Genomic DNA, 23,672 nt, shown 5'->3' on the forward strand with positions numbered 1-23,672 from the left:
CCATCCTACGACAATCAAGCCGCCGATAACTCCGGCGATGACGCCCTCGCGCAGCACCGCGATCCAGGGACCAAGAAGATTTTGCGCGAGTTCCCGCTGACGCCAGAAGAAAAAGGCGAGCATCGCGGTGGTCGCCATCAGGTTGCCGATGATGACCTTCCACCAGGGCATCGCCGCGGCCGCGGCTGGACCCATCAGCATCAGCAAGGCGATGAAAAACACCTCGAACGCGACGGTGAAAACCAGCAACGGAGCGAAGAGTTCGGGATGGCGTTCAGCGCCGTCGATCATCAGCGCGCCGACAGCGCCGATCGCGGCGAAAGCGAGAAAATGCACGACACTGTATTCGGCGACCAGGACCCAGGCCGCTTGTGTCATCGCGATCGGCTGCTGAGAACCATGCAATAAGGCCGCGGCCAGCAGGGCCGGGCTCCAAAGCGGATGGCCATTGATAAGATCGAAAATAAAAAACCAGATCGCGATTACTGCGCCGCCAACCAGTCCGGCCATAATTCCGTCACTGATTATTCGGCTCTTCGATTGCTGCATCACATCCTCCGCCAGTACGGCCTTTGCAAAACGCAAACAGTCACATCTGCGCTGAGCTGATCGACACATAAGCCTTTCGACTTATCTGCGCAAGTGCAGCTTATGCGCACGAGCGTAAAAGGCGCGGCGATAGCCTTAGTCGGGAGGAATTCGGAAAGTTTAGGCAGATCTAGCGGGGCTGCTGACGCAGCACTCGCACAGGGATAGCGCGGCGATTGATCGGCGGCATCTCCTCGTCGTCGCGTCGCGACCAGCGGAAAAAAATCGCGCTGAAAACGAACATCAGGTAGACGCCCTGCCCCACCCACATGATCAATCCGCCGAGCACCTGATCAGCCATCGGCGACAGCCCGAGCGGATGGGGCGGCAGCACGTACCAGGTGTAAATCACCGACTGCGCCATCGTGATCGGAGCGGCCACCGCGGTCATCGGGATCATCAGGAGGAACAAGTACATAATCTGCAATGGATAGGAGAGCCGCGGATACTCCGGCAACGGACTCAGCAGCGGAAACCACAGCAACAATCCCGTTGTGAGCAGGAGCGTGTGAACGTCGCCGTAAATCGGATGCACGTGGCAAACCGCGTCGCAGACCAGTGGATAGTGCACGAGGGTAAACACGGCCGCGAACAACAGGAAGGCGAAGAGCGGGCGCGTCAAGATCCTCGCCAGCGGTTCGACCATCCTATGGAGCAGAATCGGCCGCAGCATCCAGTCGGGCGTTCCCGCTAGCAGCAGTGGCGGCGCGACGAAGACCAGAACCATCTGCTGAGAGATATAGATGAAGAACGACCGTTCTTTGCTGAATTGGTCCAACGGCCCGGAGAGCACCGCCAGAATCGCGAACAGGCCCGCGGCGTACGTTCCGCCTTGCGCGAGCGTTGGAGAACGTTTGAGCAGAAGCGACGCGCCAACGTAGCCGGCGAGCAGAATCGCAATCGAGATCAGCGTGGACGGATCAACTTCCCACATTTAATATGCAAACTCTGAGTGGGCCGACTAGATACTTCGGCTATGGCCCCGGATGATGTGCGAGATAAGACAACAGCATCGTCAGCGACGCCAGGATGAGACACGCCAGCATCAGCGGGAAAATAAACAACACTGAGAAGACCCGGCTATCGAAGTGCAGATGCATGTAATAGGCGGCGACGAGCACAAATTTGCAGAAAGAGAGAATCAGCAGCAATGGCACCAGCAACGGTTGCAGCGCCGGTACGTAGTAGACACCGATCTCGGCCACCGTCAGCACGGTGAGAATCAACGCAATAACCAGGTATTGGTTGGCCGTCGGATGGTGGCTTTCCTCGACGGCGTGATGCACTCCGCCGTGGCCATGTTCAATCGCGTGTTCGCTGCTCATGCGCCCTTAACCGTCCTCATCAGATAGACCAGCACGAAGATGATAACCCAGACGATATCGACAAAGTGCCAGTAGAGGCCGCAGAGCTCGACCGAGAGCGAACGTTTTGAGTCGAGCTTGCCGAACATCCCGGCAACGGCCATCACGACTAGCCAGACTACGCCGATGAAGACGTGGAAGCCGTGAAAGCCGACGAGGGTGTAGAAGCACTGGCTGAAAAGGTTGCTATTGAAGACCATGCCTTTATCGAGCCAGAAGTCGCTGAACTCATACACCTGGCCACCGAGAAAGATCAGGCCGAATAGAGCAGTACCGAGCAACCAGATCGTGCCCCATTTCTGATCGTTGCGCTGAAACGCGGCCAGCGCCAAGACCATCAGCAGACTCGAAGTGAGTAGTACAAAGGTACTGAACGAAGTCAGCGGAATATTCAGGATATAGGCGTCGAAGTGGCCGAGGCTGCGCCCCTTGTAAACCATGTAGGTCGAAATCAGGCTGGCGAAAAAGACGCATTCCGAACCGATAAAGCTCCAGATGCCGACCTTGCGATGGTCCAGTCCGAGGAAGCTCTCGGCAACGGAGTGAAGATTCTCTTCGCCCCACTCCTTGTATTCGAACGACATCGCGATTGCGGCCAACCCCAGCAACCCCATACCGGTGAAGACGACGCGGTACCAGCCGACCAGCACGCCGATCGCCATCCCAAACATGCCCAAAGCGATGAAAACCGGGTAGAGCGAGGGTAGCGGAATATGAATCTTACTGACGTCGACCAGGACGGGTGCGATTACCGGCGGTCCCTGTTGCAGACCGGAGGCCTCGACGCTGCCGTACTTCGTCACCCAGAAAGCGTCGCGCGAGGTCACCGTCGGAACCTCAGCGAAGTTATATATAGGCGGCGGCGTCGGCGTCGACCATTCGAGTGTCCGCGCGTCCCAGGGATCGGCGCCGGCGCGCTCGCCGGAGGTGAGGCTCCAGTAGATATTGAGCAGCAACGGAATGAACGAGAGGGCGATTATATAGGCATTCCAGGTCTCCCACTTGTTCCAGAAGTCCCAGCCCATATGCGGCGCGTATGTATAGATGCGGCGGGGCATCCCGAGTTCGCCGAGGAAATGCATCGGGAAGAAGGTCGCATTGAACGACCAGACCGCGAGCCAAAAATGCCACTTGCCGAGACTTTCGTTCATCATCCGGCCGGTGACTTTGGGCCAGTAGTAATAGAGCGCGGCAAAGATCGCGAAGAGCGCGCCCAAGCCCAACACGTAATGAAAGTGCGCAACGATAATATAGCTGTCGGTCTGTTCAAGGTCGATCGGCGGGCTGGCGTGCATCACGCCGCTGAGACCGCCAATCGTGAATTGCAACACGAACGCGACCGCAAACAGATAGGCCGTCGTGAAGCGGAGCCGGCCGCCCCAGATCGTCGCCAGCCAGGAGAAAATCTTGATGCCCGTCGGGATCGCGATGAGCATCGAGGTGATCGAGAAGGTGGCATCGGCGACCGGGCCCATGCCGGTCGCGAACATATGATGGCCCCAAACGCCGTAGGACAAAAAGGCGATCAGGATCATTGAGTAGGCCATCATCGGATAGCCGAAGAGCGCCTTGCGCGAGAAGACCGGGATCACTTCAGAGATCATGCCGAAGGCCGGCAGGATCATGATGTAGACTTCGGGGTGGCCGAAGATCCAGAACAGATGCTGCCAGAGCATCGGAGTTGCGCCGGCGACCACGCGGTAGTAGTGCGTGTCGAAGTAGCGATCCATGAAGAGGAAAATCAGGCCGACCGTCAGCGCCGGAAAGGCCAGCAGAATCAGGATGACCGTGATCAGCAGCGACCAGATGAACATCGGCATCCGCATGAAGGTCATGCCGGGCGCGCGCATGTTGACGATGGTGACGAAGAAGTTCAGCGCGCTCATCACCGAGGAGACGCCGAGGATCAACAGGCCGAGGTCGAAGAAATCGATATTGGGCCCGGGTGCGTAATAGCGCTCGGTCAGGTTGGCGTAGCCGAACCAGCCGCCGTTCGGCAGTGCGCCATAGAGCCAGCCCAGATTCAGCGTGATCGCGCCGAATAGGAAGATCCAATAGCTCAGGGCGTTGAGCCGCGGAAAGGCGACGTCGCGCGCGCCAATCTGCAGCGGAATCAGGAAGTTACCGAAAAATCCGGTCTCGAGCGGCATGATGACCAGGAAGATCATCGTGAGGCCGTGCATCGTGAAAAACTGATTGTAGGTGTGAGCGCTGAGAAAGTTGTTGTCCGGGTACATGAGCTGGGTGCGCACAAGCATCGCCTCGGTGCCGCCGAACACCAGCGCCACCATCGCGGTGATGCCGTAGAGCACCGCGATGCGCTTGTGATCGATCGTGGTCAGCCAGCCGTAGATACCCCCGCCTTCGAGGTAGCTGGCCTGTTCGACGTGATGAATTGGTCTTGGTTGGGCAGCCATCGTTCAATTCCTATTTGAGGCTTTCCAGATAAGCCACCAGGTCGTTGAGGTCCTCGCCGCTGAGCCCGAGGGTCGGCATGTTGGCGCCAGGCTTCACCGCATCGGGATTTTTGATCCAGCGTGCGACATTTTCCGGAGTGTTGTCCATGATCGCGCCGGCCAGCGTGCCGCGCTCACCGAAATGGGTCAGGTCCGGGCCGCGAAAGCCGTAAGTATATTCCTTGGAGAACCCGGTAACGCCCTTGATCGTATGGCAGATAGCGCAGGGCGCGTCGGCGAAGATTTTCGCTCCGGCCGCGGCCGGACCGGAATCGGGCTTGACCGGGTCTTCGAGCTGGTGCTTGGTCCAACGATCGAAATCCTCGGGCGTATCGACGAAGATCCGGAAGCGCATGTTGGCATGGGAATCGCCGCAGAATTCCGTGCACTGCCCCCAGTATTCACCCGGGGTGTTGGCCGTCAAAGTGATCTGGTTGGTCTGGCCGGGCACGACGTCGCGCTTGCCGCCGATCGCCGGCATGAAGAAGCTGTGGATCACGTCGCGCGAAACCATCGAAAAATGGATCGTGCGATTCACCGGGATATGGGCTTCGTCGGCGGTGACCACGCCGGTCGAGGGGTAGCGGAATTCCCACCACCACTGATGGGCGATGACGCGGACTTCAAAAGTATCGGCCGACCATTTCTCGGGCTGCGTCTGGATGATCGCGCGGACCGTCGGAACGGTGATGACGACCACGATGATCGACGGGATGATGGTCCAGGCCATCTCGAGATAGACGTCCGAATGCTTGTGCGAGGGTTCACCCGGCTCGCCGGTGCGGCTCGAAAAAACAAACAGCGCGAGGAAGAAGACCACCGCGACGACAATCAATATGACTATATCGATCGCGGTGATGGTGACGAAGATATCGTAGAACTTTTGCGTCAGATCGGATTTGGGCGAAAGCGTATCTAGGCGATAATGCGTCCCCGGCGGCGGCGCGCATCCGGCCGCGGCCAGCGCCGCCGCGATTACTCCGATCACCCAGCCCAAGCGGCCCCTTTTGCTTGACGCGATCATCGTTCCATTCCGCCGGCACCGCTTGTCGCCATCCGGGCCGCAAGCTGCAATCCAGGATTAAGACACAACAGGAAAATGCCGAGGAACCCGGCGGTGATACTCAGTTCGACCCATCCCAGCGGCACATGATTGGGTGACAGTGACGGCACCACCATGACGAAATCCGTGAGCCAGACGCCAACCATGCCCAGGAGCGCAACCGTCCGCAGGATGACGGGGTTTTTCTTGGGTTTCACGCCCATCAGAACGAAGAACGGGACGACCCAGTTCAACATCGGGCAGAGCCACGCAAACGGCTCCCAAGGCCGATGCCAGAAGCGCAGGATGAGAAAAAAAGTCTCGGTCGGCAGATCGCCGTACCAGATGACCAGATACTGGGCGAACGAAAGGTACATCCAGAAGATCGAAAAAGCGAAGACAAGTTTGCCGTAGTCGTGGAGTATGCTTTGGTCGCTGAACGCAGTCTCCGGACCCAGCCGGCGACGGAAATATGTAGCGACGAACGCCGAGCCGCAGATCGCGCTCCAAAAGCACATCTCGAACCACCACCAGCCGAAGAGGGTGCTATGCCAGAGCGGCGCGAGCGACATGATCAGGTCAATCGCCAGCATCGTATAGAGGAAGATGTAGAGCACGCCGACTAGCGGGGCGAGCCGCCGAATCGCCGTCGGCGGCATCTCGATCGTCAGCGGCTCGCTCGCCCACAGCATCGCGGCGCGCCCGCGCGAGTGGCTGACGAACCAGGCGCTGACGATTGCCAGGAGAATGAGCGCGATGCCGTCGCGGGTGAACATAAATGGAGCGTTGAGCCAGGCCGCCTTTTTGACCACCGGATGCATAATCCAGGGGAAGATATGTTCGCGACCGGCAAAGATGCCCCAGAAGAGCACCGCGCCCACGATTAGAAAGGGCCAACCCGCCTCGGCTACTCGTATATGAACAGCATGCCGCGTCCAGCGTCCCTGCGTCAGGTAGTAGCCGCACGAGAGCACCACCCCGCCCTGTGCGATCCCGATGAAGAACAGAAAGTTAACCAGGTAGATGTGCCAGACCCGATCATCGCGGCCTAACAGCAGCGCGATGACAAAGCCGACGATGCCGATCGCGGCGAGCACTCCGCCGATGAGATTGAGCCGCTTCCAATTGAGTTCGACTGGCCGATGCAGGGGACGAACGGCAGCGGCGCCAAGGGATTGAGGTTGGATTTCGCTCATGTTCGGGCTTCGATCCTCAAACGCCACGGCTCAGGCGGCCTCGCGCCGAAGGTCTTCGGCGCCGGCTTCGCGCAGGATTGATTCGTATTTAGCTAGATCGCCCTCAGAGCATTGAACCACGAGGCCGAACTTGTCCGCGGCGAAATGCGGCTGGAAGCCAGGTGATGGATCAAACACCGGCATCCCGCTGTGCAGAAAAAATCCCGTGACACCGGAAACCCCGCCGAAGAGGATCATCAACTCGAACATGATCACGATGAAGGGCGGGATCGAGGCGACGGCGCGGCCGCCGGTGTTGAGATTCCATTCGAGCGAAGTGCCGACGGTCAGCGCGATCGCGGAGAGAAACCCGGTGATCCCGCCGATCAGCACCCACAGGCGCACCGGGCTGCGTCCTTGCGCACGCGCTTCCTGCGCCGCCTCCTGCACTTTCTCGCTGGGATAGGGGGTGAAGGCGTGGAACTGATGCACGTGCGCGGCGTGCAGCTCCTCGATTGCGCGGGCGCAATCGTCCTCGTTCGCGAAAGTTGAAACCAATGCGATTTCGCCGCTCATGCCGCCTTCCGATAGGGGTAAGTCTCGCGCACCGCCTGCTTCAAGTATCTGAGCCCTTCCTTGAGCTCCGTCGTCGACACAATCGGCAGGAATTTGGCGAACAGCGAGAAATTCATCAGAAACCAGCCGAAGCTCCCGACCGTGATAAAAATCTCGGTCAGATGGGGCTGATAGAAACGCCACTGCGACGGATCGGCATTGGTCGAGAGCGAGCCCACGAAGATCACGAAGCGCTCGAGCCACATCCCGATGTTGACGAAAATTGAGATGATGAAGAGCCAGATGGTGTTGGTGCGCACGCGCGGTATGAAGAGCAGCAGCGGCACGACGCAGTTACAAAAGATCATCATCCAGAAGAGATAGCCCTGCGGCCCGAAATAACGCTCGTGGAAAGTCACCATCTCGATCGGATCCTGCGCGTACCAGACCATGAATGACTCGGTAGCGTAGGAGTAACTCATGACCACCGAAGTGAGCAGGACGACCTTGGCCAGATTGTCGAGATGCCAAATGGTGATCAGGCCCTTGAGCTTCATCAGGCGGCGCATCGGAATCGCGAGCGTCAGCACCAGCGCGCAGCCGGAGAAGATCGCGCCGCAGACGAAGTAGGGCGCGAAGATCGTACTGTGCCAGCCCGGCAACTGCGTCATCGCGAAGTCCCAGGAAACCACGCTGTGAACCGAGAGCACCAGCGGCGTTGCAAAGCCGGCGAGCAGCAGATAGACCATCGAGAAGTTACGCCACTGCCGATCCGTCCCCTGCCATCCAAAAGACAGAATGGAATAGAGCATTTTGCGCCAGCCGACGGCTTTCTCCCGCGCGTTGGCAATATCCGGAATCATGCCGGTGAAAAGGAACAGCACGCTGATAGTCAGGTAGGTGCTGATCGCAAACAGATCCCAGACCAGCGGGGAGCGGAAGTCGGGCTGCAGAAAACGCTCATTCGGATAGGGCACCAGCCAGTAAAAAAACCAGACTCGTCCGAGATGGATCAGTGGGAAAAGGCCTGCGGTCGCGACGGCGAAGACGGTCATCGCTTCGGCGAGCCGGAAGATGCCGGTGCGCCAGCGCACACGAAACAGAAAGAGCACCGCCGAGATGAGCGTCCCGGAGTGCGCAATACCGACCCAGAAGACGAAATTCGTGATGTAAACCGCCCACAAATTGGGCTGGCCGTAACCGGTCGAGTCAAAGGTGTAGTAAATCTGATGCATCCAGAAGGCGCCGCCGATCGCGGTCATCGAGGCGCAGAAGAGCATCCAGAGCCAGTACTTGAGCCCGCCGGGCGAAAAAGCCCACTGCGCCTGCCGATCAACGTCGATGAAATTGGGCTCGATTTTGGTGTCGATGGCGGCGGCCATTTAAGCCTTCCCCTTCTCCGAATAGAGACTGCGCAAATAGGTGACCTGGGGTAGCGCGTTGAACTCGGGCAGCATCGTGTAGTTGCGGCCCTGGTTGTCGGTGCGCCGCTTAAGCATCGCGCTGGCGGGATCGTTAAGATCACCGAAGCTGATGGCGCGGGCCGGGCAGGCCTGCGCGCAGGCCGTGATGATCTCGCCATCGACTAGCTTGCGACCATCGGTGCGGGCGTCGATCTCGGCGGTGGTGATGCGTTGGATGCAGAAGGTGCATTTTTCCATCACGCCCGCGCCGCGCACCGTCACATCCGGATTGAGTTGAAGATTGAGCGGCTCGGGCCATTCGGGCAGAAACCAGTTGAAACGCCGAACCTTGTAGGGGCAGTTGTTTTCGCAAAAACGCGTGCCGACGCATCGATTGTAAATCTGCGCGTTGAGGCCTTCGGGCGTATGGGATGACGCAAAGACCGGACAGACCGGCTCGCACGGCGCGTGATCGCATTGCTGGCACAGCACCGGCGCGATGTACAGATTGGGCGCGTGCGCAGCTTCCTCCACGCTCGGGATGAAGCGCTCGATGCGAATCCACGACATGATTCGCCCGCGATCAACCTCGCTCTTGCCGCCGAAGGGGATATTGTTCTCGGCGTAACAGGCGGCGACGCAGGCGCTGCATCCAGTGCACGAATTGACGTCGATCGTCATGCCCCACTTGTGGCCGTCGTATTTCCACGGCTCGTACATTTCATAGGGCGTCTTCGGCGTGTTCTCTTCCTGCTCGCGTTCGATATCGGTCTTGGCTCCGCTCGCGAGCTGCTCGACGCTCATGGTTTCGACGATCGAGCGGCCCATCATGTCGCTCTTGCCGAGCGGCGTCGTCAGCTTGTACTGCGCCTCGGTCTTGCGCGCCTGCACGGCAACGCCGCGCGCGTTCGGCGGGAGATAGTTCCACAAGTTTATGCCGACCTTGCTCGCGTAGCGTCCGTAGCTGCTGTGGCCATTGCCGATCGGCGCCGCGATGACGCCGGGCTTGACCAGCGGCGTGATATGCACCGCCAGATCGAACTTGCCAGCCGGCGTCGTGATCTCGATGACGTCGATGCCGGCATACAGATACGTCGATTTGTAATGCTCGGAAAGACCGAGCGTCGCTGCGGTGTCAGGATGCATCTCGGCCCAGGTATCCCAGACGATCTGGTTCGACGGCTCCGGAATCTCCTGCAACCAGGGCTTGTTCGCGCCGCGCCCGTCGTAGAGGAACGGATGAGGAAACGCGGCCAGCATGAACTGTCCACGCGCTTCGAGGGGGGGCGTCGGTGGTGTCGTGAGGATGGCGGGACTCAGGCTCACGGCGAGCTCTTTCGCCGCCTGAAATACGCCGCCGGTGCGCCGCGCCTGATTCCAGAAATCTTTGGGATTCGAATCGGCGGCAATTTTCCCCTGCAACTCTTCCCACGCCGAGCTCACCGCGTCCGCGCCATTCTCCCACGGGATGCTCGCCGCCTGGCCCGCTACCAGATGCGCAGATTCGATCAGAATGTCGTGCAGCGGCCGGCTCTTGAAGACCGGTTGCATGACCGGCTGCCCGAGCCCATAAAGGCCCGCGCGCGGTGCGCTGTCGCGCCAGCTTTCGAGCGCATGATGCGTCGGGAGCAAAAGGTTTGCGCCTTCAGCCGATTCGTCGGGCGCGTCGCCCGTCCAGACCACAAACGGGGCGTGGCGAATCGCGGCTGCCGGGCTCCACAGCGGCGGCATCGTAAAGACCGGATTGGCGCCGCCGGCGATCACGACTACGTCAACGCTGCCGCTGCCGATCGCATCAAGCGTCGCCTTGACATCATCCGGGCGGGTCGCGGCTTCGGCCGGCGCGCCGTCGAGGAAAACCATGGTTTTGCCGATGTTGCCGGTCAGCGCGTTCAAGAGATATGCAGCAATATAGGTCCGCGGGTCGTCGCCGCCGGGGAGTGCGACCGCGCTATCAGCCTGCCCAAACCACTGCGCCATCTGGTTGATTTGAGCGACCGGAACGCCGGATCTTTCACTGACGCCGGCGGGATCGTAACCGGCGGCGAAGGCTTTGGCCGCCGTGGCGTCGGCGTTCGCATGGGCTGCGAGCCAGCCCTGGCTGACGATGACGTTGAGGACCGCCATCGCGACCGCGCCCTCGCTGCCCGGGTTAGCACCGATCCAGTTGTCGCATTTCGCGCCGGTGATCCCCATGCGCGGATTGACGTACACGGAGCGCCCGATTGTGAGCCCCTGCTTGCGCATCCGCGGCGCGCGGAAAGCGGCATATTGGCGGGTCTGCTCGACCGGCGACCCCCAGGTCTCGAGGAAATCCGCGCCAAACGAGATAATCGTCTCGGCCTGATCCAGCCGATAGATCGGCATCTCGCGCCGGCCGAAACAGGCTTCGGCGGCTGCGCGCGCCGGCTCTTCGCTGATGCGCTCCCAAAAGGCCACCCGCGACGAGCCGTAGGCCTGCGCCCACAAGGTCGTAATTTTACCGAGCGTTGGTCCCTGCGGAGCGCCAATGAAAGCGATCCGATCCTTGCCGGCTTTGGCTGCCGCGGCCAATTTGTTGTTGAAAAGGGTCTGCGCGGCTGCCCACGAAATCTCGGTCAGGCTGCCGTCCGGCTGGCGCACTTTGGGCGTCGCCAAGCGGTCAGGATTGTAGAGCCCTTGCAAGGCAGCCTGACCGCGTGCGCAGGTCGCCCCCTGGCTGATTGGATCCGCCGGATTGCCCTCGATTTTGATTACGCGCCCCTCGCGCACCTTGGCGATAATGCCGCATCCGGCCGAGCATTCCGTGCAGGTGGTCGCGAAGTAGGTCGGCACCCCGGGAATCATGTTCTCGTCGGGGATGACGTAGGGAATTATCTTGCGCGCGGCCGGCTCACATCCCGGTATCGCTGCGGCGGCCCCCGCCGTCGCAGCAAGTTTGAGGAATGACCGCCTGCTGAGCCCGTCTGGCATTAGATTCCTCGCTCAGTGATGGCAGACAAAACAGTCCTGCGTGGCGCCGCGTTTGGTGTGGCAGTTGATGCAAAAACCCATGTTGATTTCATGCACCGGCACCACGCGATCCATCGTTTCGACCGGACCATGACATTCCTGGCAGGCGACGCCCGCCCAGATATGCGGCTTGTGCACGAACTTGACGAAGTCCGGCAGCGCATAGACGCGGTTCCAGCGAATTTCGAATGGCGGCTGATGTTTATCCGTCCAAGGCTGCGTGATCGGTTGAATCCCGCCCAGCAGGCCGTTGCCATGGCATCCGACGCAGCGCGCAACCGGCGGGACGCCGGAGGTAGCCGAGCGTCGGGCGTACTCGTGGCAGTATTGGCAGGGAATCTTGTTAATGCCCGCGTGGACGCGGTGACTGAAGGGGATCGGTTGCTCGACATCGTTGCGCGCCGCCCAGGGGCGCTCGGAAAAGCCGACCATGCCGGCCGCTCCGAGAAAGAGCAGCAACGCGACCGGAATCAGGATGCGATTCATCGTTCCCATTGGATTTTAACGCGAATCTGGAGGCTTCCCCGCTTGTCCCCTGTCGTCCGATGGCCGCCGCTTCCGTCTTGGCGGCGAACAAACGGAAGGATTACTAACATTCGCGTGTGGCTTCCGCAAGCTCAGTTAATAATCGGCCCGTCGATTTTTCCTTAACATTAGATGAGCTAACATTTGTGAGTTTCGCAAGCAAGCGCGGTTAATGCTCAAGTAGGCAGTCAACTCGCTGCGCCTGAGAGGCACCGGCGGCGCTTGAGGCCGCCGCCTGAGACCGCCGGCCGCAAGTTTTCCTTCATCTCGCTTGAATTAATGATCCGGCGCGGGTCAGCGCGGCGCGGGTTTCAGCGAGCAGCTCGGCAAAGACTTGCGCCGCAGGCTTGGTCTCGCGGATGAGCCCGGCGCCCTGTCCGGTCGGCATAAAGCCGCGCGTAGGATCGAGGTCGCCGTTGAGCCCGCTGTAATCCATCACGCCGTTACGCTGCGAGACCTCGACCTGTTCGGGAAAGGGCTTGATCGTCATGGGCGCGCGCTCGAACTCCATCGCGTATTCGGTACGGATCACGCGGCAGGTCTTGCCGGTGTAGGCGCGGGTGCGGAGCGTCGAGTCCTCGTGCGCCTTGAGGATCGCGGCGCGATAGGCGGGTGCCGCCTGCGCCTCGGGCGTGGCGATGAAACGGGTCCCGATCACTACGGCCTGTGCGCCGAGCGTCAGAGCGGCGGCAACCTGGCGGCCGTCGGCGATCCCGCCCGCCGCCAGCACCGGCAGCCGCACCGCGTCGATCATCTGCGGCACCAGCGCCAGCGTGCCGATCTCTCCGGTATGGCCACCGGCCTCGGTCCCTTGCGCGACAACCACGTCGGTGCCGGCCTCCTGCGACTTGACCCCGTGATGGACCTTGCCGCACATCACGACGACCTTCATCCCGTGCTCATGCATCGACTGGATGAACTCGGCGGGCACGGCGAGCCCAGCGACGAAAATCTTGATTTTCTCCTCGAGCAGAATCGGCATGAAGGGGCGCATCATCGACGGGATCGGCGCGAGCAGATCGACCGCGAAGGGCTTGTCGGTAAGCTCGCGCGTGAGCTGGATCTCGCGGCGCAGCCCCTTGGGCGAGAGCGCCGCCGCGCCGAGGACGCCGAGGCCGCCGGCGTTCGAGACTGCGGCGACCAGTTGATGCATCGCGACGCCGCCCATTCCGGCCAGCACGATCGGATGCTCGATCCCGAAATAATCGCAGATTGGCGTATGCAACATCGTTGATTCCTCTTCGCGGCTTCACGCAGCGAGGCGCGATTATCAGACCGCGCCGCCCTGCTCGAGCCAGCGTCTGCAGTCGGGGGCCAGCTCGCGCTTGGCCGCGGCATCGTAGAGCTTCAATTCATCCTCATCGAGGATGTCGCGCCAGCGGCCATTGGTGCCCTTGTGAAAGAAGGAATCAGGGCCGCCCTTGAGAATCATTTTCGTCTGCGGCATCAAATCACCGCCGTGCGTCTTCATTTCCGCGAAGGTGCAGTTGCGAACTATCTGTGGCCACGCGTCAGCCGGCGGGGTGATCTCCAGAAAGTGCGCGACTCGCTTCATGCCACCTTCGAGATCGGCGAGCAGATCGGCGTAATGCACGAACAGGATATTCGGCAACTCGCGGTAATCCCACCACGACTGGGCATGACGCAGTACCGACCCGAACGGATAGCCATCGCTCTCCGCCTCGAAGGCGCCGCGCGTCATCCAAATGCGCCAGAATTCGTGAATGTCGGCCGGACAGGGCTCCAGCTCGGGTCCGACTCGCCCCGGAATACTGTTGAAGGCCGCAAGCGTCTGCAGATTAAAATCGCCATAAAAATTCCACATGGACATGAAGACGTCGCGCGGGTCGCGGCCGACATAGATATATTTGATCTCCTGATAAAACGGCAGGCTGTCGAGCGGCAGATGCGTCTTGAGCGAACGGCGATGGGTCTGTTGTTCGAGGTTGGTCAGAATTATTTCGAGCGGAAAGATGCGCATATCGAGCCAGGGTGATAACTCGTGGATCGAGCTGGGAAGCCGTCCCGAGAAAATCAGGTTGGCGACGATGTTCTGGGCCCAGGTGGTTCCGGCCTTGTACGAAGTTGCCACCACGATGTCGTCCGCCCGCGGCGCAAAGAAATTCCAACGCAGACTGTCCATCATGAAGTTTCGCTGAGGACGCCTCAGGACGGGAAGCTTCTCGCTCACGATTGACCTCGATATTCGACGTGGGGTTGGGATTCGAGGCATATCGATAAAGCAGATTCAATCGATAAAGCAAGCCTAAGGCTTTCAATAGGATGTAACTGGGAACCTTGACGCAGCTTGCGGAGATCTGACGCCTCGCGGACTCGACCGCACCTCGGCTCGTCACCAGCGCGGCGACGCTGTGGATAACTGTGCATTGTGGAAACTTGACATCCGCGTGGCGCGCGTGCGGATGGGCCCGGTTTCGGCGGCCGGTCAAGTGTGTTAATTATTTGAGGCACTACTGGGAGTTAAGAATTCGTCAAGGTGCAGATTAAAACCGCCGCGCGACTGAGCCTGCTGCCACCATATCTGTTTGCCGAGCTCGACCGGCTCAAGCGCGAGGTTCAGCAGACCGGCGTTGACGTGATCAGCCTGGGCATCGGCGATCCCGACCTGCCGACGCCCGCCCATATCGTCAGCGCATTGCAGCGGACGGCAGAATTGCCCGCCAACCATCGCTATCCGGATTATCAGGGGCTCGAGCGTTTCCGCGAAGCCGCGGCCAACTGGTACCGGCGTCGCTTCGGCGTGACTCTCGATCCGGCGCGCGAGGTCTGCGCCCTCATTGGCTCGAAGGAAGGCATCGCGAATTTTCCCGTCGCTGTAGTCGATCCGGGCGATATCGTGCTGATCCCCGATCCGGGCTATCCGGTCTATTACTCCGGCTGCGTCTTCAACGGCGGCGAACCATATTTCATGCCGCTGCGCAAGGACAACGCCTTCATCCCGGACCTGGCCGCGATTCCCGCCGAGGTCGCGCGGCGCGCCAAGCTGATGTGGCTGAACTATCCGAACAATCCGACCGCGGCGACCGCCGAGCCGGAGTTCCTGCAGCGCGCCGTCAAGTTCTGCCGCGAGCACAACATCATCCTCGCGTTCGACATCGCCTATTCGGAAATCGCCTTCAACGGTTATCGCGCGCCGAGCGTGCTCGAACTCGACGGCGCGCGCGAATGCGCGATCGAGTTCCATTCGCTCTCGAAGACTTTCTCGATGACCGGATGGCGCGTCGGTTTCGCGGCCGGCAACGCACAACTGGTCGGCGCGCTCGGTACGGTCAAGACCAACATGGATTCGGGCGTCTTTCAGCCCGTGCAGGAGGCCGCGATCGCGGCGCTCGACGGCGGCGACGCCACGCTACGCGAATACTGCGCGATCTATCAGGCGCGGCGCGATCTCATGGTCAGAGCGCTGCGCCGCCTCGGGCTCGAATGCGACGCGCCGCGCGCGACCTTCTATCTGTGGGCCAAAACACCGGCCGGCTACACATCCGTGTCGTTTACCGAGCGCGTATTGAAAGAGACCGGCGTCGTCATCACTCCGGGTTCGGGCTTCGGCAAAAGCGGGGAAGGTTACGTGCGTTTCTCGTTGACCGTCCCGAACGCGCGGCTGCAAGAGGCGGTGGGGCGAATCCAGACGCTGCGGTTATAACGGCGGAGAATGCCCAATCGGGCTTTTATTGGTATCGGCAGCAACCTCGGCGATCGTGCCGCGAACTATCGGGATGCGATCGAGCGGATCGCGGCGCTGCCGGGGACCCGTATCGTCCGCCAGTCATCGATTTATGAAACCGCGCCGGTGGGCGAGATCAAGGGAGCTTTCCTGAACGGCGTGATCGAGGTCGAAACCGAATTCGCGGCCGACGCGATGATGCGGCGGCTGCTGGCCATCGAGCGCGCGATGGGCCGCAAACGCGCCCCGGCCAGCCGCAAACCGGCGGCGCGGGTCCAACTCCGCCCGCGTACGATCGATCTCGATCTGCTCTTCTTCAACAAGGAAGTGATCGACACGCCTGCCCTGACCATACCTCATCCGCGGCTCCACGAGCGGCGCTTCGTGCTGGCCCCGATGGTCGAGTTGGCGCCGGCGCTGATCCATCCGAAATCCAACAAGACCATTTCCGAACTCCTGGTCGATCTCAAATCGGCCCAGCGAGTCGCCCTGGCGCGCGCGGATCAGCTCCGTCCGCAAGCCCGGCGGGAGGTAACCGTTAGATGAAATTCTTTGTCGATTCTGCCGAGCCCGCTGAGATTCGCGAGGCGTTGAGCTGGGGCCTGGCCGACGGCGTGACCACTAATCCGAGCCTGCTCGCCAAGACCGGCCGCCCCTACGCCGAAGTCCTGCGCGAGATTTGCGATCTGGTCAACGGCCCGATCAGCGCCGAAGTCGTCGCCACCGACGCCGCGACGATGTGCGAGGAGGGGCAGAAACTCGCGCGCATCCATCCGAATATCGTGGTCAAATGTCCTCTCACGATCGAGGGCCTCAAGGCCACCAAGGCCTTGAGCGCACGCGGCATCCGCGTCAACGTCACGTTGATTTTCAGCCCGCTTCAAGGCTTGGCCGCGGCCAAGTGCGGAGCGTGCTATCTGTCGCCCTTCGTCGGCCGGCTCGACGATATCGGGCAGGACGGTTTTGCCGCGGTCGAGCAGTTGCTGCGGATCATCAAAAACTACAGTTATCCCGCCGAGGTGCTGGTCGCCTCGATTCGCTCGCCCGGTCATCTGCTGCGCGCAGCCGAGATCGGCGCGCACATCGCGACGCTGCCCTTCGCCGTGATCAAACAGACGCTCTATCATCCGCTCACCGAGATCGGCCTCGAACGCTTCCTCGCCGACTGGCGCGAGTCCAAGCAGAAGATCTGAAGCGCTAGCTTTGAGGCGAGGCGCGCGACCCCTCACCGGCGACGTCGGCCGCGGTCTCGCCGCACATTCTCGCGCAGCCAGGCGGCGAATGACCGTTCATCAAGCGCTCCCGACGCAAGGCCCACCACAGCTTGAGTGGCGCTCTCCTCCGCCGCGCTGAAGCTAAATCCATTGATCTCGAGAAAGAGCGCGCGGCTCCCACCTCAGTCTATGCAAGCGATTGCAGCAAAACCTTGAGGCTCTCGCCGGACCTTCCTCGCGGGTGTAGAACCGGTATAAGGAGTTCATCACGCCGTGCCGCAATTAGCCTTTCCCCTTCGTTTCGGTATCCAGATTCCGCAACAGAATACGACCTGGCCCGAGATTCTCGCGCTCGCGCAGGAGGTGGATGACCTCGGCTACGAAACCGCGTGGGTCTTCGATCATTTTCTGCCGATATTTTCCGATCCGACCGGGCCCTGCCTCGAAGGCTGGACCGCGCTCAGCGCCCTCGCGATGGCGACAAAGCGCGTTCGGATCGGCACGATGGTCACCGGCAACACCTACCGTCATCCGGCGGTGCTGGCGAAGATGGCGACGACCGTCGATATCATCAGCGGCGGGCGGCTGATTCTCGGCGTTGGCGCCGGATGGTTCGAGCTAGAACACAATCAATACGGCATCCCGTTCCCGACCGTCGGCACAAGGTTGCGACGGCTCGACGAAGCGTTGACGGTGATCAAGCTGCTCTGGACCGAGGAGCGCGCGAACTTCAGCGGGAAGCACTTCAATCTGCGCGACGCCAGCTTCAACCCGAAGCCGCTGCAGCGGCCCCATCCGCCGATCCTGGTCGGCGCGACCGGCGAAGAGGTCGCCCTCGCGATCGTGGCGCGTCACGCGCAGATGTGGAATTCCTTCGGCACGCCGGAGGTCTTCCGCCACAAGATCGCGCGCCTCGAACAGCACTGCGCAACGATTGGCCGCGACCCGGCCACGATCGAAAAGTCCGTGCTGATCTCCGGGCCGTTCTCAGCGAACGACGCTCGTCGTCAAGTCGAGGAATACGTCGCGGCCGGCGTCACGCATATCATCTTTTCCGTCACGCCTAAGGACCGCGAATGGGTCCGCCGCTTCGCCAAAGAGATCATCCCGGCGATCCGCCAGGAATCAGCGGTGCGTTACGAAATCAATGGGTGACCCGGCTCGTGATCGGGTTGAACCCGTTCAATTCGCCAGATGCTGTGCGCGACCGCACTGAGAATCGCGGCAACGAAGACGACGAGCGGAATCCAGATGCGGCATGGCCAATCCAGCGGCCTGCCGCGAGTATCGCGATCATCACAACAGCGCTACCCACAGCGCCGACAATCAAGTCGCGGCCTGCCATCCGATTGGCCGCGTACCAGCTTTCCTCGTCAGCCATCGAGCGCGGCGTTCGGTAACCGTACCAACTATTTGGCGGGATTTTCCCGGCCCACAGCGGATACGCGATCGCGACGACGATCAGGCTGGCTGTGAAACAGACAATGGCGGCGACCATTCGCTCCCCTCCAAAACGCTCAGCCTACCTGAATTCTTAAATCGCTCCACTTTGATCCTTCGACTACGCTCAGGGCAGGCCTTCGACACGGCTCGCGGTGCTCGCCGCACCGAAGAGACCGGTACCGGCTGCGCTGACGCGCAGCTGTCCGAGGTCCTTCGACTGCGCTCGCGTTGCTCGCTTCGCTCAGGATGACACCGAGGGGCTGTGCAGAGGGTCACTAGTTGCGGGCAGCGGCAGAGTCGGCGATCAGCTTATCGACTTCCAGCTTGAGGCGGCCGATCACTTCGTCATACTTGAAGTTGCCAAGCTTGCGCGACTTGCGCTTGAGGTTGACCGTCGTCGGACCGCACCACAGCCCCAAATCGGCGTCGTCGGTCTCGCCCGGCCCGTTCACCCGGCAGCCCATCACCGCGATCGTGATTTTGTGCATCGCGGCATAGGTGGTCAGCTCCTTGACCTCCTGCGCCAGCTCGACAAACTTTTCGTTTTCGACCCGCGAGCATGACGGGCACGAGATGATATTAAGTCCCTGGCCGAAATCCGGCACCGAGATGAAGCGGCCGGCCTTGACATCCTCGATAATCTTATGGCCGACGAGCACTTCTTCATGCTTGCGATCGTTGGGTAGGGTCAGCGAGACCCGGATAGTTTCGCCGATCGACTGCGCCAGCAGCTTCTCGAAGGCGAGGCGCGTCTTGGTGATGCCGTCGGGCGGTAGTCCGGCCTCGGTCACCCCCAGATGCAGCGGCACGTCGGGCCGCCGCTCGGCAAAGCGCCGATTCGCGTCGAGCACCTTCGCCGGATCGGAGTCCTTGAGCGAAACGACGAAGCGCTCGAAGCCGAACTGATCCATCAGGTCACAGTGATAGGCGGCCGACTCGACGATCGCCGCAAGCTGATCGCCAGGGTGCTGTTCGAGAAAGGCCGGCGCCACCGAGCCGCAATTGACGCCGATCCGAATCGCCAGGTCGTGGTCGCGGGCGATCTCGGCCAGCCATTGTACCTTCTGCGGAATCGACTTGGCCTTCTCGATATGATGCAGATGGCCGGGGTTGTAGCGAATCTTGTCGACGTATGGCGCGACCTTGCCGGCGATCTTATAGTTCTCCTGCAGATCGACCGAGAGCGTGACACCCGCGGTCTGCGCCCGAATCTCTTTGAGCGCCGCGACCTCTTTTTCGTTGTCGAGCGCGATCCGCACGATACCCGCGCCGGCGGCGGCGAGCTGATGGGTCTGCGCGACGGTCGCGTCGATATCGACGGTGCGCGTCGCGCACATCGATTGCACCACCACCGGCGCGTCGCCGCCGACCGCTATCGCGCCAATCCTGACTGTACGGGTTTTGCGTTGCTCCACTTCGCTGCGAATCCTTCTCTGTTGCGGGGCCCCATCACTGCGGACCCGCTCGCCCATCTATTTGGGCTGCAGTTGCGTAGTTTAACTTAGCACGGGCCGGAACCGTATCGTAAGGCGGTGCGCCCGCTCGTCGCATGCGCATCTTTGGGCTTGCGTCGATTTCTGCTGATGATCACGTAAGCGGACGCCAAGTGTAACAGACGCTTAGTACCATTTGCGGCAGCCGCATCAAAAGCGAAGCAGTGATCTTGCCATCCATGTGTCGATTCAGGAGTCACCGTCAGAAAAGTGTCGGATTTTTGGATGATTTTGCACCGCCTTCGGGCTATAGATATGGCACGAAGTTAGCTCATCCCTCGTTCGGTCGGGCGTTCGGATCGTCAACGGGGAGGAGATTACGATGCTACCGGAGACCAACAAAGCAGTCGTTGATTTGGGGCTCAGCGATATAATCCTGCCATCGCAATATTTTGGCGCGATGGGTTCCGGCGGCCTGTGCAGCGAACAACGCCTGATGCTCGCCGTTTTGGTCGACGCCATCAACGTCCTGCAAGGATGGCGCGGGGTCGGCAGCGCTCGCAAGCGGCGGGCCTTCGCCGAGGCAGCGCATTGGGTCAACACGCTCGGGACCGGCTATCCGTTCTCATTTGACAGCATTTGCGACGCGCTCGGGATCGATTCGGCTATCTTGCGGCGGCGGATGACTGGCCTGACGCGGGGTCATGCCAGCGCGCCACGACTCGCCCAAGGGCATCTTCGACTTAAGGAATCGAGCCGCGCGCAGCACATGACGGCGAATCGGGTGCGCCGTCGGCCCGAACGAGTTGCCGCGACCTCTTCCTGAACCACCGATTGTCTGCCACGCGTGCCGAGGCCGCCTCAAGGTATCCGGCACGCCAAGCTTCTTATCTACATTCCCTGACTTGTCGTTTCTTCCTAAGAGTCGTATTTACGGCACACCGAAGTCAGGACTTTCGACAAACTTTCGCTATAACTTCGTGTTTACCAACGATTTGACTGTGATGGGCTGCGCTCTCTATGATCAAAGTCTCATCTGGAGGGCTCACTTCGTGCGTATGCTGGTTCCACCCGTTGTTCACCGTCGTGAGATGGATCGCAAGCTGGTTGAATTTTTCCATCGTGGCCGCCCAATCTTGTTCCGACGCGCAATCGCAGACTTCTGCCGCTACTTCCTCGTCAAGCCGCCACGCATCGAGTGGTGCGAATATATCGACTGGGGTAAGGCCGCAGGCAAAACTTTCGACGACGGACGCATCCATCTGGTGCATCCGGAAAACTGGCGGCGCGGACGAGTCTATAACAGCGAGCGAATGTGGGTGCAGACCGTCTACCACGAGCTCGGGCATTATCTGTTCTGGACCGACGCCGAACGCAAGGCCGAAGCCTTCACCTGCCGGATGGTGCGCGGCCTGAGGCCCAAGCGCCAGCCCACGACTGTCGCAACCCGCCGCAGCACCGCGGCCCGTCGCGCCGCGTAAGCTTTATCCTGATGGCGCAAAAGCCCAACGTCGAAAATCGCTGGTGGGTCGAGACCACAATCAAGAAGCCGCGGCAGGTCAAGACCGAGGGCGAGGTGTCGCAGGTCGACGTCGCGATGAGCTTCTACACGGTGGGCAAAGACTACAATCAGGACCGCGCCAAAGAAGACCTCACCGACAATAATCTCAGGATCGCCAACGCCGCCGCGCCAGAGCCGGGCACATGGGCCTACGTCCCGATGACCGAGGAGCGCTATCCGGAGCGGCTGGTCAAACGGATCAAAGAAGAGTTCCGCCTGCCGCGCGAGGCACGGGGCATCGTGCTCGATCATGGGCGGCTGCTGCGGCTGCTGATCTGCGGTCCGCAGATCGAGGATTGGCTGATCGACGTGACGCTGGCCGACGAGCCGTCGGTGGACGTCTACGTCTGGAGCACGATGCAGCGTGAGCGGCTGTTCAAGCGCGCCGAAGAGGCACTGAAACAGGCGCGCCGCTGGGCGATCAATCTGTTGCAGAACCCGCCGCTGCGCGACGAAACCTTCCGCGGCGCGCTGCTGTAAAACTCTACTTGGTAGCGGCTCGCAAGACCGTTTTCCTGGCCGCGGTTATTCTGTTGGCCTCAGCCTTACCCATCGCGATCGCCGCGCAGATTCCAGATCTCGCCAAGCGCGACTGGTCGGTAAGCGCCAAGCCCAACCTCACAACCAATCCACCTTCCACGAAGGAGGTCGAAAGCTTCGTAAGTTCAGTATCGCCCGGCAATTACCCGCCACTGGGTTCTTTCAGCTTCGCCGATTTGCGTAGGTCCGGCAGATTCGCACTGGTGATCCTTCGAGGGGGATATCTTGAGATAATCGATCGAGACTCCCACGCCGCTGGCAACCGGCCGGACTTTAGGAGCCAGTTTTTGACAAACACCGCGACCGACGCAGACGCCACTCGCATGGTGCGAGACCTCGAGCACAACGGCAGGCTGGAGTTGGTCTTTGACCAAAGCGACTGGGAGCAAAACCATTGTGCGCCGCACTGGCCGGTAATTTACGCTTGGACCGGCGCCGACTACGAAGACGTCAGCCCTCGCTTCAAACGCTTTTACGCAGAGAAACTTGCCGAGGTCAGGCGGACGCTTTTCGCGATGGAAGCTGCGAAGAAGAGCGGCCCCGCCGGATCCGTCGCCTCGGTCAAGATCGACGACGAGGATTGCGTTAAGGCTGAGGCGGGAAAGATTGAACGCCTGATGGGCGCGTCGCCGGATGCCGGGCTCAAAGACGCCATCAAGTGGTCGCGGAGCCAAGATACTGACCAGCGGCAGTTCGCCGTCGATATTCTGCATGACATCGCGACGCCTAAGGCCTTCGCGCGTCTGCATTCGATGATGTCAGACCCTGACGAATCCGTGGCCAACCGCGCAGAAGAGTTCTGGAAAGATTCCCCAGCAGCACAAAAGGAAATGCACACCCCGCCGCCACTGCTTGCGGCCGACTGGTCCGCGACCGCAAAGCCGAGTCTCGCCACCCGGCCACCGACCAAGGCAGACGTCGCCGCCCTGCTGGCCTACGCCGACAACCTGAAACAAGGGACTGCCGACGGCAATCTGCCTCAGGATGAGGACATCGATTCGTTTCAATTCGTTGACTTGCGCGGTTCCGGCGTTCTATCACTGGTCGCCGAAACCAACCTGAATGAGAAACATGGCGGCTACGTCGTCGAGATTTTGGATAAGACTCTGGCAGGTCTGGCACACTATTGGATGTGGGTTGATCCTGGTCCCGATGAAGTGGTGGCTCAGGATCTCGATGGCGACGGCAAATATGAACTTGTCATAGATCAGCGATTTATTTTTCAGTGCGAAGCCTGCTGCAATCCGACACTCCCGTGGATCTATGCCTGGACCGGTGCAGGCTACAAAAATGTGAGCAAACGTTTCCCGCGGTTTTATCAGCGCAAGATCGAAACGCTGCGGAGTGAAACCGAGGCGTGGCGACGCAAGTGGGCAGCAGGGTCGCCGGCGCCAGGGACACCTGAACCGGCAGATTGCAGGAAGATTGAGACCGCAAAAATAGAGCGGTTTCTGGGGCGCTCGCCTGATGCGGGCCTGGACTATGCGATTGCGCTGAGTAAATCTGCCGAATGGCGGGACCGCATGCTCGCCGCCCAGGTCTTTGCCGATATCGGAACCGCGGAAGCGATCAAGGATTTGCACGCTCTCAGCAGAGATCCGGAAAACGCTGTCGCACGAACGGCAGAAAAAGTGCTGGCAAGCCCGAAGGTCGAGCCGCCTGCAGAGATCCCGGAAAGATAATCTCGATTTGCGCCA

Annotated in this window: 22 protein-coding genes; 8 read left to right on the forward strand and 14 right to left on the reverse strand. The window is 60.7% G+C overall.

Annotated features, from left to right (window positions below):
* The 12 genes from VKS22_10945 to VKS22_11000 form a co-directional block, all read right to left on the reverse strand.
* Positions 1-549: hypothetical protein (locus VKS22_10945; protein HLW71123.1), on the reverse strand; the 549-nt coding region annotated here is incomplete at its 3' end.
* Between the two features lie 169 nt (positions 550-718).
* Positions 719-1,522: a cytochrome c oxidase assembly protein gene (locus tag VKS22_10950; GenBank protein HLW71124.1), complete on the reverse strand. Its 804-nt coding sequence runs from the start codon at positions 1,520-1,522 to the stop codon at positions 719-721.
* Between the two features lie 40 nt (positions 1,523-1,562).
* Positions 1,563-1,913, reverse strand: coding sequence for a cytochrome C oxidase subunit IV family protein (locus VKS22_10955; protein HLW71125.1), 351 nt, complete (start codon positions 1,911-1,913; stop codon positions 1,563-1,565).
* On the reverse strand, positions 1,910-4,369 hold the full coding sequence (ctaD, locus tag VKS22_10960; GenBank protein ID HLW71126.1) for a cytochrome c oxidase subunit I: 2,460 nt from the start codon (positions 4,367-4,369) through the stop codon (positions 1,910-1,912). The genes VKS22_10955 and ctaD overlap by 4 nt, the downstream gene beginning before the upstream one ends.
* A 10-nt stretch (positions 4,370-4,379) precedes the next feature.
* On the reverse strand, positions 4,380-5,432 hold the full coding sequence (coxB, locus tag VKS22_10965) for a cytochrome c oxidase subunit II (GenBank protein ID HLW71127.1): 1,053 nt from the start codon (positions 5,430-5,432) through the stop codon (positions 4,380-4,382).
* Positions 5,429-6,646 carry a hypothetical protein gene (locus VKS22_10970; protein HLW71128.1) on the reverse strand — a complete coding sequence of 406 codons (1,218 nt, stop codon included), beginning with the start codon at positions 6,644-6,646 and terminating at the stop codon, positions 5,429-5,431. The genes coxB and VKS22_10970 overlap by 4 nt, the downstream gene beginning before the upstream one ends.
* Positions 6,647-6,676: 30 nt before the next feature.
* Positions 6,677-7,201, reverse strand: a complete 525-nt coding sequence (locus VKS22_10975) for a DUF3341 domain-containing protein (GenBank protein ID HLW71129.1) — start codon at positions 7,199-7,201, stop codon at positions 6,677-6,679.
* The gene (nrfD, locus tag VKS22_10980; GenBank protein ID HLW71130.1) at positions 7,198-8,562 is read right to left on the reverse strand and encodes an NrfD/PsrC family molybdoenzyme membrane anchor subunit; all 1,365 of its coding nucleotides are present in this window, start codon (positions 8,560-8,562) and stop codon (positions 7,198-7,200) included. The genes VKS22_10975 and nrfD overlap by 4 nt, the downstream gene beginning before the upstream one ends.
* Entirely contained in the window at positions 8,563-11,535 is a 2,973-nt protein-coding gene (locus VKS22_10985; protein ID HLW71131.1) for a molybdopterin-dependent oxidoreductase, read from the reverse strand.
* Between the two features lie 12 nt (positions 11,536-11,547).
* Positions 11,548-12,069: a cytochrome c3 family protein gene (locus VKS22_10990; protein HLW71132.1), complete on the reverse strand. Its 522-nt coding sequence runs from the start codon at positions 12,067-12,069 to the stop codon at positions 11,548-11,550.
* Positions 12,070-12,361: 292 nt separating this feature from the next.
* On the reverse strand, positions 12,362-13,327 hold the full coding sequence (locus tag VKS22_10995) for a nitronate monooxygenase (protein HLW71133.1): 966 nt from the start codon (positions 13,325-13,327) through the stop codon (positions 12,362-12,364).
* A gap of 42 nt (positions 13,328-13,369) precedes the next feature.
* Positions 13,370-14,290, reverse strand: a complete 921-nt coding sequence (locus VKS22_11000) for a sulfotransferase domain-containing protein (protein ID HLW71134.1) — start codon at positions 14,288-14,290, stop codon at positions 13,370-13,372.
* Between the two features lie 306 nt (positions 14,291-14,596).
* Here VKS22_11000 and VKS22_11005 point away from each other — a divergent pair, with 306 nt between their 5' ends.
* The 4 genes from VKS22_11005 (at position 14,597) to VKS22_11020 (ending at position 18,153) form a co-directional block, all read left to right on the forward strand.
* Complete coding sequence (locus tag VKS22_11005) at positions 14,597-15,763, forward strand: LL-diaminopimelate aminotransferase (GenBank protein HLW71135.1); 1,167 nt, start codon at positions 14,597-14,599, stop codon at positions 15,761-15,763.
* A 9-nt stretch (positions 15,764-15,772) separates the two neighbouring features.
* A complete protein-coding gene (gene folK, locus VKS22_11010) occupies positions 15,773-16,330 on the forward strand; it encodes a 2-amino-4-hydroxy-6-hydroxymethyldihydropteridine diphosphokinase (protein HLW71136.1) in 558 nt (185 codons plus the stop codon).
* Entirely contained in the window at positions 16,327-16,977 is a 651-nt protein-coding gene (fsa, locus tag VKS22_11015; GenBank protein HLW71137.1) for a fructose-6-phosphate aldolase, read from the forward strand. The genes folK and fsa overlap by 4 nt, the downstream gene beginning before the upstream one ends.
* A 294-nt stretch (positions 16,978-17,271) precedes the next feature.
* Positions 17,272-18,153 (forward strand): LLM class F420-dependent oxidoreductase, encoded by an 882-nt coding sequence (locus VKS22_11020; GenBank protein ID HLW71138.1) that lies wholly within the window; start codon positions 17,272-17,274, stop codon positions 18,151-18,153.
* Here VKS22_11020 and VKS22_11025 read toward each other — a convergent pair.
* Positions 18,143-18,496, reverse strand: coding sequence for an SdpI family protein (locus tag VKS22_11025; protein ID HLW71139.1), 354 nt, complete (start codon positions 18,494-18,496; stop codon positions 18,143-18,145). The genes VKS22_11020 and VKS22_11025 overlap by 11 nt on opposite strands.
* Before the next feature lie 220 nt (positions 18,497-18,716).
* Entirely contained in the window at positions 18,717-19,856 is a 1,140-nt protein-coding gene (gene ispG, locus VKS22_11030; protein HLW71140.1) for a (E)-4-hydroxy-3-methylbut-2-enyl-diphosphate synthase, read from the reverse strand.
* A 400-nt stretch (positions 19,857-20,256) separates the two neighbouring features.
* Between ispG and VKS22_11035 the strand changes: the two genes are divergently transcribed.
* From VKS22_11035 to VKS22_11050, 4 genes are all read left to right on the forward strand, one after another.
* Complete coding sequence (locus tag VKS22_11035) at positions 20,257-20,700, forward strand: hypothetical protein (protein ID HLW71141.1); 444 nt, start codon at positions 20,257-20,259, stop codon at positions 20,698-20,700.
* 265 nt (positions 20,701-20,965) lie between these two features.
* Positions 20,966-21,355 (forward strand): hypothetical protein, encoded by a 390-nt coding sequence (locus VKS22_11040; GenBank protein HLW71142.1) that lies wholly within the window; start codon positions 20,966-20,968, stop codon positions 21,353-21,355.
* An 11-nt stretch (positions 21,356-21,366) separates the two neighbouring features.
* The gene (locus VKS22_11045; protein ID HLW71143.1) at positions 21,367-21,915 is read left to right on the forward strand and encodes a hypothetical protein; all 549 of its coding nucleotides are present in this window, start codon (positions 21,367-21,369) and stop codon (positions 21,913-21,915) included.
* Positions 21,916-21,968: 53 nt separating this feature from the next.
* Positions 21,969-23,657, forward strand: a complete 1,689-nt coding sequence (locus VKS22_11050) for a hypothetical protein (GenBank protein HLW71144.1) — start codon at positions 21,969-21,971, stop codon at positions 23,655-23,657.
* Positions 23,658-23,672: the final 15 nt, after the last annotated feature.

The organism is Candidatus Binataceae bacterium, from assembly GCA_035308025.1.
Classification (GTDB): domain Bacteria; phylum Desulfobacterota; class Binatia; order Binatales; family Binataceae; genus JAJPHI01.